This window comes from Streptomyces sp. NPDC006435, from assembly GCF_040612315.1.
Classification (GTDB): Bacteria; Actinomycetota; Actinomycetes; order Streptomycetales; family Streptomycetaceae; genus Streptomyces.
The window spans coordinates 188,829-204,056 of sequence record NZ_JBEXPY010000001.1; the positions used below are offsets into that span (position 1 = coordinate 188,829).

The window sequence follows — 15,228 nt, forward strand, 5'->3', positions numbered from 1 at the left end:
CTCTTCTTGCCGGAGTGCTCCCGCGCCGGATCCCCGGCCGCGCCCGGTACCTCGCCGAAGCCGCTCACAGCCGCTCCACCGCCCCCGCGGACACCGCGTACCGCGCCCCCGTCAGCACCCCCGGGACGTCGTCGTCCACCGCGGCCGTCACCAGCACCTGCTCGCCCGGGGCCACCAGCTCGGCCAGCCGCTCGCGGCGCCGCGCGTCCAGCTCCGCGAAGACGTCGTCGAGCACCAGCACCGGCTCGTTGCCCTCGCCGCGCAGCAGCTCGTACGAGGCCAGCCGCAGCGCCAGCGCGTACGACCAGGACTCGCCGTGGCTCGCGTACCCCTTGGCCGGCATCCCCCGCAACCCCAGCAGCACGTCGTCGCGGTGCGGGCCGACCAGCGTCACGCCCCGCTCGATCTCCTGCTTGCGCACGTCCGCCAGGGCGGCGATCAGCCGCTCGTACAGCTCCTCGCGGCCGCGGGCCGACCCCACGTCCGCCCCGACCGAACTGCGGTACTCCAGCGCCACCGGGCCACCGCCCGGCGCGACGTCCCCGTACGCCTTGTCCGTCAGCGGCTGCAGGGTGGCGATCAGATCCAGTCGCTGCGCCAGCAGCTCCGCGCCCACCCGGCCCAGGTGCTGGTCCCACACGTCCAGCGTGGACAGGTCCATCGACCGGCCGCCGTGCCGACGCGCCATCGCCGCCGACTTCAGCAGGGTGTTGCGCTGCTTCAGCACCCGCTCGTAGTCCGAGCGCACCCCCGCCATCCGCGGCGAACGCGCCGTGATCAGCTCGTCGAGGAAGCGCCGACGCTCCCCGGGGTCCCCCTTGACCAGCGCCAGATCCTCCGGCGCGAACAGCACGGACCGCACGATCCCCAGCACATCACGCGGTCTGACCTGCGACGATCTATTGATGCGGGCCCGATTGGCCCGGCCGGGGTTGAGCTCCAGCTCGATCAGCTGGGACCGCTCTCCCTGGGTCACGGCCGCCCGTACGACGGCCCGCTCCGCGCCCATCCGCACCAGCGGGGCGTCGGAGGAGACCCGGTGGCTGCCGAGCGTCGCGAGATAGCCGACCGCCTCGACCAGATTCGTCTTGCCCTGGCCGTTGGCCCCCACGAACACGGTGACGCCCGGATCGAGAGGTACCTCGACCCGGGCGTACGAGCGGAAATCGGCCAGCGAGAGATGCGTGACATGCATGGTGTACGCCGACCTTTCCGGCTTCCTGCTCCGTGCTTCGTGGAGGGGCCGGACACCGGGTCCGGCCGCTTCCCGTGCGGCTACTTCTTGCTCTCGACCGCGTGGCCACCGAACTGGTTGCGCAGCGCGGCGATCATCTTCATCTGCGGGGAGTCCTCCTGGCGCGAGGCGAACCGCGCGAAGAGCGACGCCGTGATCGCGGGCAGCGGCACCGCGTTGTCGATCGCGGCCTCCACCGTCCACCGGCCCTCGCCGGAGTCCGCGGCGTAACCGCGGAGCTTGTCCAGGTGCTCGTCGTCGTCCAGCGCGTTGACCGCCAGGTCGAGCAGCCAGGAACGGATGACCGTGCCCTCCTGCCAGGACCGGAAGACCTCGCGCACGTCGGTGACGGAGTCGACCTTCTCCAGGAGCTCCCAGCCCTCGGCGTAGGCCTGCATCATGGCGTACTCGATGCCGTTGTGGACCATCTTCGCGAAGTGGCCGGCGCCGACCTTGCCCGCGTGGACGGAACCGAAGTCGCCCTCGGGCTTCAGCGCGTCGAAGACCGGCTGGACCTTCGCCACGTTCTCGGCGTCGCCGCCGTACATGAGCGCGTAGCCGTTCTCCAGGCCCCAGACACCGCCGGAAACTCCGCAGTCCACGAAGCCGATGCCCTTGATGCCCAGCTCGACGGCGTGCTTCTCGTCGTCGGTCCAGCGGGAGTTCCCGCCGTCCACGACGACGTCGCCGGGCGACAGGAGACCGGCCAGCTCGTCGATGGTGGCCTGGGTCGGGGCTCCGGCCGGAACCATCACCCAGACGACCCGGGGGCCCTTCAGCTTGCCCACGAGCTCTTCGAGACTGTGGACATCGGAGACGTCCGGGTTGCGGTCGTAACCGATGACGGTGTGGCCTGCGCGGCGGATGCGCTCGCGCATGTTGCCGCCCATCTTGCCGAGGCCGACGAGACCGAGCTCCATCAGAGATTCCTTAAGCGTTGTGCCGATTCGTACCCAGGGCCGAGCCTACGCCCGGCCGGGGACGGACCGCCGGACGGACCGACGGGCACGCCCGGCACCGAGCATGCCCGTCGGGACTGCTGTGACAGGCCCCGTCCGGGGCCCGGCCGCGAGGTCAGCCGGAGAGGCGGACCGGCATGATCAGGTACTTGTAGGCCTCATCCGCCTCGGCGTCCACGGCCGGACGGCCGCTGAGCAGCGCGGGCTTCGTGGACGTCGTGAAGGAAAGCTGGGCGACCGGGGAGTCGATCGCGCTGAGCCCGTCCAGCAGGAAGGTCGGGTTGAAGGCGATCGAGATGTCCTCGCCCTCCAGCACCGCGTCGACCCGCTCCACAGCCTGTGCGTCGTCGCTGGAACCCGCCTCCAGGATCAGCACGCCCTGCTCGAAGCTGAGCCGCACCGGGGTGTTCCGCTCGGCGACGAGGGCCACACGCTTGACGGCCTCGACGAACGGGGCGGTCTCGATGACCGCGACCGAGTTGAACTCGGTGGGGAACAGCGTGCGGTACTTCGGCAGGTCGCCTTCGAGCAGTCGCGTGGTCGTCCGCCGGCCCGCGCCCTCGAAACCGATCAGACCCTCACCGGCACCCGAGCCGGACAGCGCCAGCGTCACCGTGTCACCGCTGGTCAGGGCCTTGGCGGTGTCCAGCAGCGTCTTGGCGGGCACCAGGGCGACGGCCGAGGCGTCCGGGTTCTCCGGCTTCCAGAGGAACTCGCGGACCGCGAAGCGGTAGCGGTCGGTGGAGGCCAGGGTGACGGTGTCGCCCTCGATCTCGATGCGCACACCGGTCAGCACCGGCAGCGTGTCGTCACGGCCGGCGGCGATGGCGACCTGGGCGGCGGCGGAGGCGAAGACCTCACCGGGAACGGTGCCCGTGGCGGTGGGCATCTCCGGCAGCGCCGGGTACTCCTCCACAGGAAGGGTGTGGAGGGTGAACCGCGAGGAGCCGCAGACCACGGTCGCCCGTACACCGTCTGTGGAAATCTCCACCGGACGGTTGGGGAGGGCGCGGCAGATGTCGGCGAGCAGCCGGCCGGAGACGAGCACCGTGCCGTCCTCCTCGACCTCGGCGTCCACCGAGACCCGGGCCGACACCTCGTAGTCGAAGCTGGAGAAGCTGAGGGCGCCGTCCTCGGCCTTCAGCAGAAGGCCCGCGAGAACGGGCGCCGGCGGACGGGCCGGGAGGCTACGGGCCACCCAGGCCACAGCCTCCGCGAGTACATCGCGCTCCACCCGGATCTTCACCGGAACCGCCTCCTGCTGTTGCTCGCTCGCCCTGCTGGCCTTCGTCGTCTGGATCGGGTCTCCCGCCGACTGGGGAGGGAGGACGCCGGGAACCAGTCTGACGTACGGCACCGACACTCGGTGCTGCTCGGGGTCAAGTCGCGACAAGAGGCTCGGAGCGCTCCGGCCCCGAGTTGTGCACAGGCCCCACTTCGAAGCGAATCCCGAGCTAACTCTAGTTGGCAGTAGTAGTAGGGCCTGTGGAAACCGTGGATAACGTCGTTGCCGCAGGTCAGGCCCAGTTTTTTGTCCACTGCCCCTGTGGGCGGCACCGGTGGACAACACGGTGCTTCTGTGGACGCCCGAAAGTTCTGCACACCCGATGCACAGGGCAGGGCACTTTCTCCCCAGGGCTGTCCCCAGCTTTACCCAGGTTCCCCACAGCCCAACCGACCCTCTTGGTGTGACGCCTTTCACTCGGCGCGGTGACGAGCGGTGTCGTGTTGCCGAACAGTGGACAGAGGTGTGGAGAAGCTCGAGAAAGTTGGGGACAACGAGGCCGTGGCTGTGGGCCGCCGGTGGACAACATCATCGGCAGCCTGTGGACGAATATTTTGTCCACAGGCTGTGGATTGTTGTTGGTCACAAATCCCCAGGGGCTTGACCTGGCCTGATGGAGTATCGGCAGTCGCCCCTGTGGAAGCAATATGGACAACTTCCGGATCCCCAGGCTGTGGAGGGGAAAAACTGCCCAGATCTGTGGAGAACGGCAGGTCGGCGGCAGGTATTCGAACACCGCGGTGCCGCCGGAGCCCCGGAGAAGGGCTCGAGCAGGGGGCCGGAGCGGTCGCTGAGGCGGTTCTGCAGGCGTTCCACAGGCGGTTCCGGCACGTTCGGACCCGGCGCAGAACGGCTCCGGGCGAAGAGCGTCGGACACGTGGGGCGGCCGGGACGAGCCGTCCGGGCGGGGCTCGGACCAGGACAGGGGTGCGTGCGGGAGCGGCCGGCCGTGAGCGGGACGGGACGGGCGGAACACGCACGAAGGCGCCCGGGGAACCCTGCTGAGGGGTCCTCAGACGCCTTCGTGACGCGTACGGAGCTATACGGGGGCCGGACTACGGGGACGCGACGCCGGTGCGGGCACGGCCGCCCGCACCGGCGCTCCGAGGCCGGGCGCTTCCGTCCGCGCGTCCGGTCCGTCAGCCGTTCTTGATGCGGTTGGTGAGCTCGGTGACCTGGTTGTAGATGGAACGCCGCTCCGCCATCAGCGCGCGGATCTTCCGGTCCGCGTGCATCACCGTCGTATGGTCGCGGCCGCCGAACTGTGCGCCGATCTTGGGCAGCGAGAGGTCGGTGAGCTCCCGGCAGAGGTACATGGCGATCTGGCGCGCCGTCACCAGCACGCGGCTGCGCGACGTCCCGCAGAGGTCGTCCACCGTCAGGCCGAAGTAGTCCGCGGTCGCCGCCATGATGGCCGTCGCCGTGATCTCCGGCGCCGAGTCCTCGCCGCCCGGGATCAGGTCCTTCAGCACGTGCTCGGTCAGCCCGAGGTCCACCGGCTGGCGGTTGAGGCTGGCGAAGGCCGTGACCCGGATCAGCGCCCCCTCCAGCTCCCGGATGTTCCGGGAGATGCGGGAGGCGATGAACTCCAGCACCTCCGGCGGGGCGTTGAGCTGCTCCTGCACGGCCTTCTTGCGGAGGATCGCGATCCGCGTCTCCAGCTCCGGCGGCTGCACATCGGTGGTCAGGCCCCACTCGAACCGGTTGCGCAGCCGGTCCTCCAGGGTCACCAGCTGCTTGGGCGGCCGGTCCGAGGAGAGCACGATCTGCTTGTTGGCGTTGTGGAGCGTGTTGAAGGTGTGGAAGAACTCCTCCTGCGTCGACTCCTTGCTCGCCAGGAACTGGATGTCGTCGACCAGCAGGATGTCCACGTCGCGGTAACGCTTGCGGAAGGTGTCGCCCTTGCCGTCGCGGATCGAGTTGATGAACTCGTTGGTGAACTCCTCGGAGCTCACGTACCGCACCCGGGTGCCCGGGTAGAGGCTGCGGGCGTAATGCCCGATGGCGTGCAGCAGGTGGGTCTTGCCGAGCCCGGACTCCCCGTAGATGAAGAGCGGGTTGTACGCCTTGGCGGGCGCCTCGGCGACCGCGACCGCGGCGGCGTGCGCGAACCGGTTGGACGCGCCGATGACGAAGGTGTCGAAGAGGTACTTCGGGTTCAGCCGGGCCGCCGGTTCGCCGGGGCCGGGCGTGGCCGCGGGCTGCGGACCCATCGGGCCCCCGCCGCCGGGCCGCCCGGTGCCGGCGCCGCCCTGGCGGTGCTGGGGCTGGGGTTCCGGCAACTCGGGGCGCTGCGGCTCGTAGCCCTGGCGCTCGGGCGGCTGCGGACGGTAGTCGTGCTGCGGCTGCTGGGGGCGGCCCCCGGCGTACGGCTCGCGCCACTGCTCCGCGGCGCCCTCGCGGTCCTGGAACCCGCCGAGCCGGGGCTGCTGCCAGGAGAGGTCCTCCTGGGTGCGCGGCCAGGAGCCGGGCTCCGGGCGCTGCTGCTGGTACTCGGGGTAGGCCGGCCGTGCGGTCGGCATGCCGTCGTCCGAGGGCCGGTGCCCGTATCCGTCGTAGGCGTCGCCGTGCTGCCGCTCGTCGTGCTGCTGGCCCGGGTAGCGGTGCTGCTGGGGCTGCGGGGGCTGGTGCATCGGCGGTGCGGGCGGGCTCGGGGGCTCGCCCGCGGAGTCGTCGACGGTGATCGCGATGCGGATCGGGCGGCCGCACTCCCGGCTCAGCGTCTCGCTGATGAGTGGCGCGAGCCGGCCCTCCAGGACGCGCTTGCCCCACTCGTTGGGGACGGCGAGCAGGGCCGTGTCGGCCACCAGCGCGAGCGGCTGGCAGCGCTCGATCCACTGCTTGTCCTTCGGCTCGATGCCCTGCTGGCCCTCCCCGAGGAGTTGTTCCAGCACGCGTGGCCACACTGCGGCAAGATCGGCAGGTACGTCAGCCACGGGGCACGCTCTCTCGCTGGTCCCACGAATGTGTGGTTCTCGGGACGGGATGGTTCGGGATGGGTGAGGACCGGCAGGCAGGAAGAAAAAGCACCGGAGCCCGGCCACGGTAGTCAGGGCGACCCGCGTCGTTCAAGTTGTTGTCCACAGCCTGTGCATAGTGGCGGGTGTCGAGGAGCCGGTTTGACCGGATGGCGTAGCCGCGCGTACCGTGACCAGGTCGAGTTGTCGATGGCTGCTGCCGCCTGCCTCCGATGGGCAAAGATCACGATCTGTGATCGTGAAGCGGTGCACTAGAGCGTTTACGCGAGTCTCTCGTGGGCGCACGGTGACAGCCAGGCGATGTCCCGCCAACACACGAGTCATTTCTGGAGCCCCCGAGTGAGCAAGCGCACCTTCCAGCCGAACAACCGTCGTCGCGCGAAGACCCACGGCTTCCGGCTGCGTATGCGCACCCGTGCCGGCCGCGCGATTCTCGCGTCCCGCCGCAGCAAGGGTCGCGCCAGCCTGTCCGCCTGATCGCTTTAACAGGTCATGACGTGCTGCCTACCGAGAATCGGCTGAGGCGGCGCGAGGACTTCGCGACCGCGGTACGTCGAGGGCGCAGGGCAGGCCGCCCGCTTCTCGTCGTCCATCTACGCAGCGGTTCAACGGACCCGCACGCGACTGGGGAGAACGCTCCCCCGCCGCGTGCGGGTTTCGTTGTCAGCAAAGCAGTGGGTGGAGCGGTGATACGCACGGCGGTGAAGCGCAGGCTTCGCCATCTGGTCCGCGATCGGCTCGCGCTGCTGCCCCCCGGTAGCCTGGTTGTCGTACGAGCGCTGCCCGGTGCGGGCGACGCCGACCATGATCAGCTGGCCCGAGACCTGGATGCCGCTCTCCAGCGGCTGCTGGGAGGGGGCGCGCGATGAAGTACCCGCTGCTGGCTCTCATCAAGCTGTACCAGTGGACGATCAGCCCACTCCTCGGGCCTGTCTGCCGTTACTACCCGTCGTGTTCCCACTACGGCTACACGTCGATCGACCGGCACGGGGCGATCAAGGGGACTGCGTTGACGGCCTGGCGCATCCTGCGGTGCAATCCGTGGTCACCCGGTGGCGTGGACCATGTTCCACCACGCAAACGTCCGCGTTGGCATGAACTCCTGCGTAATGCCATGCGCGGTGGCAAGGGCGGGGACTCCGCCGCTGATGTGCCTGCTCGGGGATCGGCCTCCGAAACCCCGGGCCCGGCCGCAGAGACTTCGCCCAATGCTCAAGGAGCCTGATTAGTGGACACGATTGCCAGTCTGTTCAGTTTCATCACCTGGCCCGTCTCATGGGTCATCGTCCAGTTCCACAAGTTGTACGGGGCGATCTTCGGTGACGACACCGGGTGGGCCTGGGGCCTGTCCATCGTGTCCCTGGTGGTGTTGATCCGGATCTGCCTGATCCCGCTTTTCGTCAAGCAGATCAAGTCGACCCGCAACATGCAGGTGCTCCAGCCGAAGATGAAGGCGATCCAGGAGCGCTACAAGAGCGACAAGCAGCGTCAGTCCGAAGAGATGATGAAGCTGTACAAGGAGACGGGTACCAACCCGCTCTCCTCGTGCCTTCCCATCCTGGCGCAGTCGCCGTTCTTCTTCGCCCTGTACCACGTGCTCTCGTCGATCGCCTCGAACAAGAAGATCGGCGTGATCGACCAGTCGCTGCTCGACAGCGCTCGTCAGGCCCACATCTTCGGTGCCCCGCTCGCCGCCAAGTTCATGGACAGCGAGGAGAAGGTCCAGGCTCTCGGCGCCTCGCTGACCGACGTCAGGGTCGTCACCGCGGTCATGATCGTGCTGATGTCGGCCTCGCAGTTCTTCACCCAGCGCCAGCTGATGACGAAGAACGTCGACCTGACGGTCAAGACGCCGTACATGCAGCAGCAGAAGATGCTGATGTACATCTTCCCGGTGATCTTCGCCGTGATGGGCATCAACTTCCCCGTCGGTGTCCTCGTCTACTGGCTGACCACCAACGTCTGGACCATGGGTCAGCAGATGTACGTGATCAACCAGAACCCGACCCCGGGCAGCAAGGCGCAGGACCAGTACCTGGGACGTCTGCTGAAGAGCGTCACCGCGCGCGGCGAGGTCCGCGGAAGGACCCGTCGCAACACCGTCAAGCGGATCGTGGCCAAGGGCCCGGACCGCAATGACATCGAGCGGAAGTTCATCACGGGGCTGGCCAAGCTGGGGCTCGTCGCCCAGGAGGACGGCACGGTCATCAAGGGCGAGACGACCGTCTCCGACGCCGAGGGCACGGCCGCGCAGCGTCGTCAGCAGCCCAAGCGCCAGACCAAGGCCCAGCGACAGACCGGTGCCACGGCGGCCAAGGGCGCCGATTCCACCGAGTCGGGCTCCAAGACTTCCCTGCAGAAGGGGAAGGAACCGCAGGACGAGAAGCCCAAGCCGGCGGGCAAGCCTGCGTCCGGCTCCTCACGCCAAGCCAAGTCCGGGCAGCGCAAGGGTCCGCAGCGGCCCAAGCACCCGTCCAAGAAGTAAGAAGGAGTCCATCCGTGACGGAAGGCACCACCTCCACGGCCGCCGAGGGCAGCGACACCTTGACCCGCCTCGAGCAGGAGGGTGAGATCGCAGCGGACTACCTCGAGGGCCTGCTCGACATCGCCGATCTCGACGGCGACATCGACATGGATGTCGAGGCGGACCGGGCCGCGGTCTCGATCATCAGCGACTCGGCACGTGAACTGCAGAAGCTCGTGGGCCGCGACGGTGAGGTGCTGGAGGCGCTCCAGGAGCTGACGCGACTCGCCGTGCACCGGGAGACGGGGGACCGCAGTCGGCTGATGCTGGACATCGCGGGCTTCCGGGCCAAGAAGCGGGCGGAGCTCGCCGAGCTGGGCGCCAAGGCCGCGGATGAGGTCAAGAGCACCGGCGAGCCGGTGAAGCTGGACCCGATGACTCCGTTCGAGCGCAAGGTCGTGCACGACGCGGTCGCGGCCGCCGGTCTGCGCAGCGAGTCCGAGGGCGAGGAGCCGCAGCGCTTCGTCGTCGTTCTCCCGGCCTGACCGGACCCTTTGCTCCACCGGCCCCGTCTGTTCGCAGGCGGGGCCGATCTTTGTCAGCCTGATAGTCAGCCACTCACAGTGCGGTAGTGCGGTAAGGAAGGACGGTTCCCGTGACGGCGGAAGTAGAGCTTCCCGAGGCGCCGGAAGAGGCGCGTGCGGTTTTCGGCGAGTTCTTCCCGGAAGCTGTTCGGTACGCGGAACTGCTGGCGGACGCCGGAGTGAAGCGGGGGCTGATCGGGCCGCGCGAGGTGCCCAGGCTGTGGGAGCGGCACCTGCTGAACTGCGCGGTGCTCTCCGAGGTTGTGCCCGAGGGGGTCACGGTCTGCGATGTGGGCTCGGGCGCGGGGCTTCCGGGCATCCCGCTGGCACTGGTGCGACCGGACCTCAAGATCACCCTGCTGGAGCCCCTGCTCCGGCGGACGAACTTCCTCCAGGAGGTCGTCGAGCTGCTGGGCCTGGACCATGTGACGGTCGTGCGCGGCCGTGCCGAGGAGGTCCTGGGGACGCTGCAGCCGGTTCATGTGGTGACGGCCCGTGCGGTGGCTCCGCTGGATCGGCTGGCCGGCTGGGGCGTGCCGCTGCTGCGTCCGTACGGCGAGATGCTGGCGCTGAAGGGGGACACTGCCGAGGAGGAGATCGCCGGGGCGCGTGCGGCCCTGAGCAAGCTCGGCGTGGAGGAGACCGAGGTGCTGCACGTCGGTGAGGGAGTGGTCGACCCGATGTCCACGGTGGTGCGTGTGGTGGTCGGGGAGAGCCCCGGCGGTGTGAGGTTCGCCGCAAAGAGAGCCAAGGCTGCGCGGACGAGCCGCACGAGACGTCGTCGCTGACGGCTCCGACCACGCGGCGAGGTCAGCCGTAATGGGCGATTACTACCACTTAATGATGGTTCTCCCGGCATGTGGCCATACGTGACCATGCGGAGTGTCGTGCCCCTGCGGCCCAGCCGCAGGGGCATCGTGTTTCACGTGAAACGTCGCTCTCTGCTGCAGGAGTTCATCAGGCGCGGTCGTGCGGCTGCCGCGCCACGGCATCGCAAGCCCGTGAGGGCTACGGAGTTGTCCACAGAAGAGGAATCATCCACAGAAGAACCGACCTCGCTGGTTCGCGACCCCGAAAGCATGGCAGGCTCTGTTCATTGCGAGCCTGAAGTCGAGGAGAGTGAATCCTTGCGGTCCGACGCCAACTTCGCGGGACCGATGACCGATCCGGTCCCCGGTCCCCGAACCGAATCGGCGGGGGAGGGTGTTTCACGTGAAACACCACCGCCGATGGACGACACACCCATCGGTCGTGCGGCCCAGCTGGCGGTCGAGGCCCTCGGCCGCGCCGGCGAGGGCATGCCCCGGCCTGACCGTACGCGCGTCATGGTGGTGGCCAACCAGAAGGGCGGGGTGGGCAAGACCACCACGACGGTCAATCTTGCCGCCTCGCTCGCGCTCCACGGCGCGCGCGTTCTGGTGGTCGACCTCGACCCGCAGGGGAACGCCTCCACGGCACTGGGCATCGATCACCATGCCGAGGTCCCCTCCATCTATGACGTCCTGGTGGACAGCAGGCCGCTCTCCGAAGTGGTCCAGCCCGTTCGGGATGTCGAAGGCCTCTTCTGCGCCCCCGCCACCATCGATCTCGCCGGTGCGGAGATCGAGCTGGTGTCGCTGGTGGCACGGGAGAGCCGGTTGCAGCGGGCGATCCAGGCGTACGAGCAGCCCCTGGACTACATCCTCATCGACTGCCCGCCCTCGCTCGGCCTGCTGACGGTCAACGCCCTGGTCGCCGGTGCCGAGGTGCTGATCCCCATCCAGTGCGAGTACTACGCGCTCGAAGGGCTGGGGCAGTTGCTGCGCAACGTGGACCTGGTACGAGGACACCTCAACCCTGACCTTCACGTGTCGACGATCCTGCTCACCATGTACGACGGCAGGACCAGGCTCGCGTCACAGGTCGCGGAGGAGGTGCGCACGCACTTCGGCAAGGAGGTGCTGCGGACGAGCATTCCGCGATCGGTGAGGATCTCGGAGGCACCGAGCTACGGACAGACGGTGCTGACCTACGATCCGGGTTCCAGCGGGTCGCTGTCGTACCTCGAAGCAGCACGTGAGATCGCCCTGAGGGGCGTCGGGGTCCAGTACGAGGCCCAGCACGCCCACGCGGGCACCGGGAACAGCCAGCAGAGCATTTCGGAGGGTATTCAGTGAGCGAGCGTCGAAGAGGGTTGGGGCGTGGGCTGGGTGCTCTGATCCCCGCCGCTCCGCAGGAGAAGCAGGTACCGTCCGCGGGGATGGGTTCGGCCTCCTCCGGGACGGGGCCCGTGATGACGACGGATCGAGGAGTGGCCGCGGCGAAGGTGGCCACCCTCGCGAGCACTCCGGTGGTGCCGGAACCGAGTGCGCCGGTCCTGGAGAACGATGTGACCTCCGGGCCGGCAACGGTTTCCGGTGCGTACTTCGCCGAGGTGCCCCTCGACTCGATCACCCCGAATCCTCGTCAGCCCCGTGAGGTGTTCGACGAGGACGCGCTCGCGGAGCTGGTGACCTCCATCAAGGAGGTGGGCCTGCTCCAGCCCGTCGTGGTGCGGAAGACGGGGCCGGAGCGCTTTGAGCTCATCATGGGTGAGCGGCGCTGGAGGGCCTGTCGAGAGGCGGGCCTGGAGCGGATCCCGGCCATCGTCCGGGCCACGGAGGACGAGAAGCTTCTCCTGGACGCGCTCCTGGAGAACCTCCACCGGGCCCAGCTGAATCCGCTGGAGGAGGCAGCTGCGTACGACCAACTGCTCAAGGACTTCAAGTGCACGCATGACCAGCTGGCCGACCGGATCGGGCGCTCGCGCCCGCAGGTGTCGAACACGCTGCGTCTGCTGAGGCTGTCGGCTCCGGTACAGCGGAGGGTCGCGGCCGGGGTGCTGTCGGCGGGGCACGCACGGGCACTGCTGTCCGTGGAGGACTCGGAGGAGCAGGACAGGCTCGCCCACCGCATCGTGGCCGAGGGGCTGTCGGTGCGTGCGGTCGAGGAGATCGTGACCCTCATGGGTTCCAGCCCGACGAGCTCCGCCAAGCCCAAGGGGCCGCGGGCCGGCGGTCGGGTCTCGCCCGCGCTGTCCGATCTCGCCTCCCGGCTGTCGGACCGCTTCGAGACCAGGGTGAAGGTCGACCTCGGGCAGAAGAAGGGGAAGATCGTCGTCGAGTTCGCGTCGATGGAGGATCTCGACCGGATCCTCAGCAGCCTGGCACCGGGTGAGGAGCGCGTGCTGGACCGGACGCCCTCCGAGGAATCCGCCAAGGACGACGAGGACTGATCCCGGACCGACGGGACGGAGGGCGGGCCGTGTTTCCGGTGGTTGCCGGAACACGGCCCGCCCTTTGCTTTCTCCCGGTGTCGGCTTCATCTTCGGGTGGATACGATGCGTTCCGGTATGGCACATCCGGCTTGAGTCGCCTCGGTGGGGAGGGCCATGCGACCAGTGAGCCGCAGTCGATCGATGACGGTGGAACCGGGCCCGGGAACGGATGAGGGCTTTGCCGGTGGCCTGCTTCTCGAACGGGGTGCACTGACCGTCGTACACGATGCGGCGGGTGAAGGAAGCGAGGAACAGCCTTCATGGGGCGTCGGCTCGTACCGCTCACACTGGACAACCTTTCCGATATCCCCGGACGCTGCCGATCGTGCGTCTTCTGGGAGCTCGATCCCGTCAGCGGAGAAGCCGCACTGAAGGCGGGAACGCCCGCGCTGGAGAAGGAGGCGTGGATCTCGGCCGTTCTCCTGGAGTGGGGGTCGTGCGGCCGTGTGGTCTATGTCGATGACGTGCCGGTGGGCTTCGTCCTCTACGCGCCACCGGCCTACGTGCCGCGGTCGACGGCGTTTCCCACCAGTCCGGTCTCCCCCGATGCTGTGCAGCTGATGACTTCCTGGATCGTGCCCGGTTACCAGGGGCAGGGGCTCGGCCGGGTCATGGTGCAGACGGTTGCCAAGGATCTGCTGCGACGGGGGTTCAAGGCGATCGAAGCGTTCGGCGACGCCCGCTGGAAGGGGCCTGCCTGTGTGCTCCCTGCGGATCATCTGCTGGCGGTCGGCTTCAAGACTGTACGACCGCATCCGGTCCATCCGCGGCTGAGACTGGAGTTGCGAACGACGCTTTCCTGGAAGGAAGACGTCGAGCTGGCGCTGGACCGGTTGCTGGGCGCGGTGCAGAAGGAACCTGCTCTCAGACCGCTGTGATCCGCGTACTCATGAAAAAGCGAAACGGGCCCGTCCCCGAGGAACGGACCCGTTTCACGTGAAACATCGTGCTGCGGTGCTACGCGCCGATGAAGTCCTCGAGGTCACGAAGGATCGCGGCCTTCGGCTTGGCGCCGACGATGGTCTTGGCGACCTCGCCGCCCCGGTAGACGTTCAGGGTCGGGATGGACATGACGCCGTACTTGGCGGCCGTGGCCGGGTTCTCGTCAATGTTGAGCTTGACGATCTCGATCTGCTCGCCGTGCTCGGCGGCGATCGCCTCCAGGGAGGGGGCGATCTGACGGCACGGACCGCACCAGGCGGCCCAGAAGTCCACCAGTACGGGCTTCTCGCTCTTCAGGACGACCTCGTCGAAGGAGTCGTCGGTCACGTTCTTCAGGGCGCCGGCCACGGCGACCTCCTTAACTTCTCGGGGTGTGGGGTGAGGGGCGTGGATCAGACGGCGGCCGCGGCGGCGGCCTTCTCGTCGTCGGCGAGCGCGGCAAGGAAACGCTCGGCGTCGAGAGCTGCCGAGCAGCCCGTGCCGGCAGCGGTGATGGCCTGCCGGTAGGTGTGGTCGACGACGTCACCGGCACCGAAGACACCAGTGAGGTTGGTGCGGGTCGAGGGGGCGTCGACCTTGAGGTAGCCCTCTTCGTCGAGGTCGAGCTGGCCCTTGAAGAGCTCGGTGCGCGGGTCGTGGCCCACCGCGATGAACAGGCCGGTCACCGCGAGCTCGGAGGTTTCGCCGGTCTTGGTGTTCCGAAGGGTCAGGCCGGACAGCTTCTGCTCGCCGTGGACCTCGGCGACCTCGCTGTCCCAGGCGAACTTGATCTTCGGGTCGGCGAAGGCGCGCTCCTGCATGGCCTTGGAGGCACGCAGCGTGTCCCGGCGGTGGACAATGGTGACCGACTTGGCGAAGCGGGAGAGGAAGGTCGCCTCCTCCATCGCGGTGTCGCCGCCGCCCACCACGGCGATGTCCTGGTCCTTGAAGAAGAACCCGTCGCAGGTGGCGCACCAGGAGACGCCGCGTCCGGAGAGTGCGTCCTCGTTGGGCAGACCGAGCTTGCGGTGCTGGGAGCCGGTCGTCACGATGACGGCCTTGGCGCGGTGAACCGTGCCGGCCGTGTCGGTGACCGTCTTGATGTCCCCGGTGAGGTCCACGGAGACGATGTCGTCGGGGACGAGCTCGGCACCGAAGCGCTCGGCCTGGGCACGCATGTTGTCCATGAGCTCGGGGCCCATGATCCCGTCCTGGAAGCCCGGGAAGTTCTCCACGTCGGTGGTGTTCATCAGCGCGCCACCGGCGGTGACGGCGCCCTCGAACACCAGCGGCTTCAGCGAGGCACGTGCGGTGTAAAGGGCGGCCGTGTAGCCCGCGGGGCCGGAGCCGATGATGATCACGTTACGGACGTCGCTCACGGGTTTCTTCCTCGTCTCTGCAGACTGCCTACTGTCCACGCCTACTGGGGTCGGTTCAACGACTCTCACCCCACCCAACGGATCCTACGGGGGATGCATTCCCCGACGTGTCGGAGCGGCGCCGGGAGC

15 protein-coding genes are annotated in these 15,228 nt (G+C 68.4%); 9 read left to right on the forward strand and 6 right to left on the reverse strand.

Going from position 1 to position 15,228, the window contains the following annotated elements; genetic code table 11:
- Positions 1–64 precede the first annotated feature (64 nt).
- The 4 genes from recF to dnaA all read right to left on the reverse strand — a co-directional run bounded on the left by recF (position 65) and on the right by dnaA (position 6,414).
- Positions 65–1,195, reverse strand: coding sequence for a DNA replication/repair protein RecF (gene recF / locus ABZZ04_RS00850; RefSeq protein ID WP_356930044.1), 1,131 nt, complete (start codon positions 1,193–1,195; stop codon positions 65–67).
- 80 nt (positions 1,196–1,275) lie between these two features.
- A complete protein-coding gene (gene gnd, locus ABZZ04_RS00855) occupies positions 1,276–2,154 on the reverse strand; it encodes a phosphogluconate dehydrogenase (NAD(+)-dependent, decarboxylating) (protein ID WP_283852777.1) in 879 nt (292 codons plus the stop codon).
- Between the two features lie 154 nt (positions 2,155–2,308).
- Positions 2,309–3,439 (reverse strand): DNA polymerase III subunit beta, encoded by a 1,131-nt coding sequence (dnaN, locus tag ABZZ04_RS00860; protein ID WP_356930245.1) that lies wholly within the window; start codon positions 3,437–3,439, stop codon positions 2,309–2,311.
- A 1,178-nt stretch (positions 3,440–4,617) separates the two neighbouring features.
- Positions 4,618–6,414, reverse strand: coding sequence for a chromosomal replication initiator protein DnaA (gene dnaA, locus ABZZ04_RS00865; protein ID WP_356930045.1), 1,797 nt, complete (start codon positions 6,412–6,414; stop codon positions 4,618–4,620).
- Between the two features lie 381 nt (positions 6,415–6,795).
- Between dnaA and rpmH the strand changes: the two genes are divergently transcribed.
- The 9 genes from rpmH (at position 6,796) to ABZZ04_RS00910 (ending at position 13,677) form a co-directional block, all read left to right on the forward strand.
- Positions 6,796–6,933 (forward strand): 50S ribosomal protein L34, encoded by a 138-nt coding sequence (rpmH, locus tag ABZZ04_RS00870; RefSeq protein ID WP_006348049.1) that lies wholly within the window; start codon positions 6,796–6,798, stop codon positions 6,931–6,933.
- A gap of 20 nt (positions 6,934–6,953) precedes the next feature.
- Entirely contained in the window at positions 6,954–7,325 is a 372-nt protein-coding gene (gene rnpA / locus ABZZ04_RS00875; RefSeq protein WP_148836952.1) for a ribonuclease P protein component, read from the forward strand.
- Positions 7,322–7,681, forward strand: a complete 360-nt coding sequence (gene yidD, locus ABZZ04_RS00880) for a membrane protein insertion efficiency factor YidD (RefSeq protein ID WP_356930046.1) — start codon at positions 7,322–7,324, stop codon at positions 7,679–7,681. The genes rnpA and yidD overlap by 4 nt, the downstream gene beginning before the upstream one ends.
- Positions 7,682–7,684: 3 nt before the next feature.
- On the forward strand, positions 7,685–8,941 hold the full coding sequence (gene yidC, locus ABZZ04_RS00885) for a membrane protein insertase YidC (RefSeq protein WP_356930047.1): 1,257 nt from the start codon (positions 7,685–7,687) through the stop codon (positions 8,939–8,941).
- Positions 8,942–8,955: 14 nt separating this feature from the next.
- Positions 8,956–9,465 (forward strand): R3H domain-containing nucleic acid-binding protein, encoded by a 510-nt coding sequence (locus ABZZ04_RS00890; RefSeq protein WP_148836955.1) that lies wholly within the window; start codon positions 8,956–8,958, stop codon positions 9,463–9,465.
- A gap of 110 nt (positions 9,466–9,575) precedes the next feature.
- A complete protein-coding gene (rsmG, locus tag ABZZ04_RS00895; protein ID WP_148836956.1) occupies positions 9,576–10,292 on the forward strand; it encodes a 16S rRNA (guanine(527)-N(7))-methyltransferase RsmG in 717 nt (238 codons plus the stop codon).
- Positions 10,293–10,583: 291 nt separating this feature from the next.
- The gene (locus ABZZ04_RS00900; protein WP_356930048.1) at positions 10,584–11,660 is read left to right on the forward strand and encodes a ParA family protein; all 1,077 of its coding nucleotides are present in this window, start codon (positions 10,584–10,586) and stop codon (positions 11,658–11,660) included.
- Positions 11,657–12,757 carry a ParB/RepB/Spo0J family partition protein gene (locus ABZZ04_RS00905; RefSeq protein ID WP_356930049.1) on the forward strand — a complete coding sequence of 367 codons (1,101 nt, stop codon included), beginning with the start codon at positions 11,657–11,659 and terminating at the stop codon, positions 12,755–12,757. Before ABZZ04_RS00900 ends, ABZZ04_RS00905 begins: the two co-directional genes overlap by 4 nt.
- A 302-nt stretch (positions 12,758–13,059) precedes the next feature.
- Positions 13,060–13,677, forward strand: coding sequence for a GNAT family N-acetyltransferase (locus ABZZ04_RS00910; protein ID WP_356930050.1), 618 nt, complete (start codon positions 13,060–13,062; stop codon positions 13,675–13,677).
- Between the two features lie 79 nt (positions 13,678–13,756).
- Here ABZZ04_RS00910 and trxA read toward each other — a convergent pair whose 3' ends face one another.
- Both trxA and trxB read right to left on the reverse strand, forming a co-directional pair.
- Positions 13,757–14,089 (reverse strand): thioredoxin, encoded by a 333-nt coding sequence (trxA, locus tag ABZZ04_RS00915; protein ID WP_283852786.1) that lies wholly within the window; start codon positions 14,087–14,089, stop codon positions 13,757–13,759.
- A 44-nt stretch (positions 14,090–14,133) separates the two neighbouring features.
- A complete protein-coding gene (gene trxB / locus ABZZ04_RS00920) occupies positions 14,134–15,099 on the reverse strand; it encodes a thioredoxin-disulfide reductase (RefSeq protein WP_356930051.1) in 966 nt (321 codons plus the stop codon).
- Between the last annotated feature and the right edge of the window lie 129 nt (positions 15,100–15,228).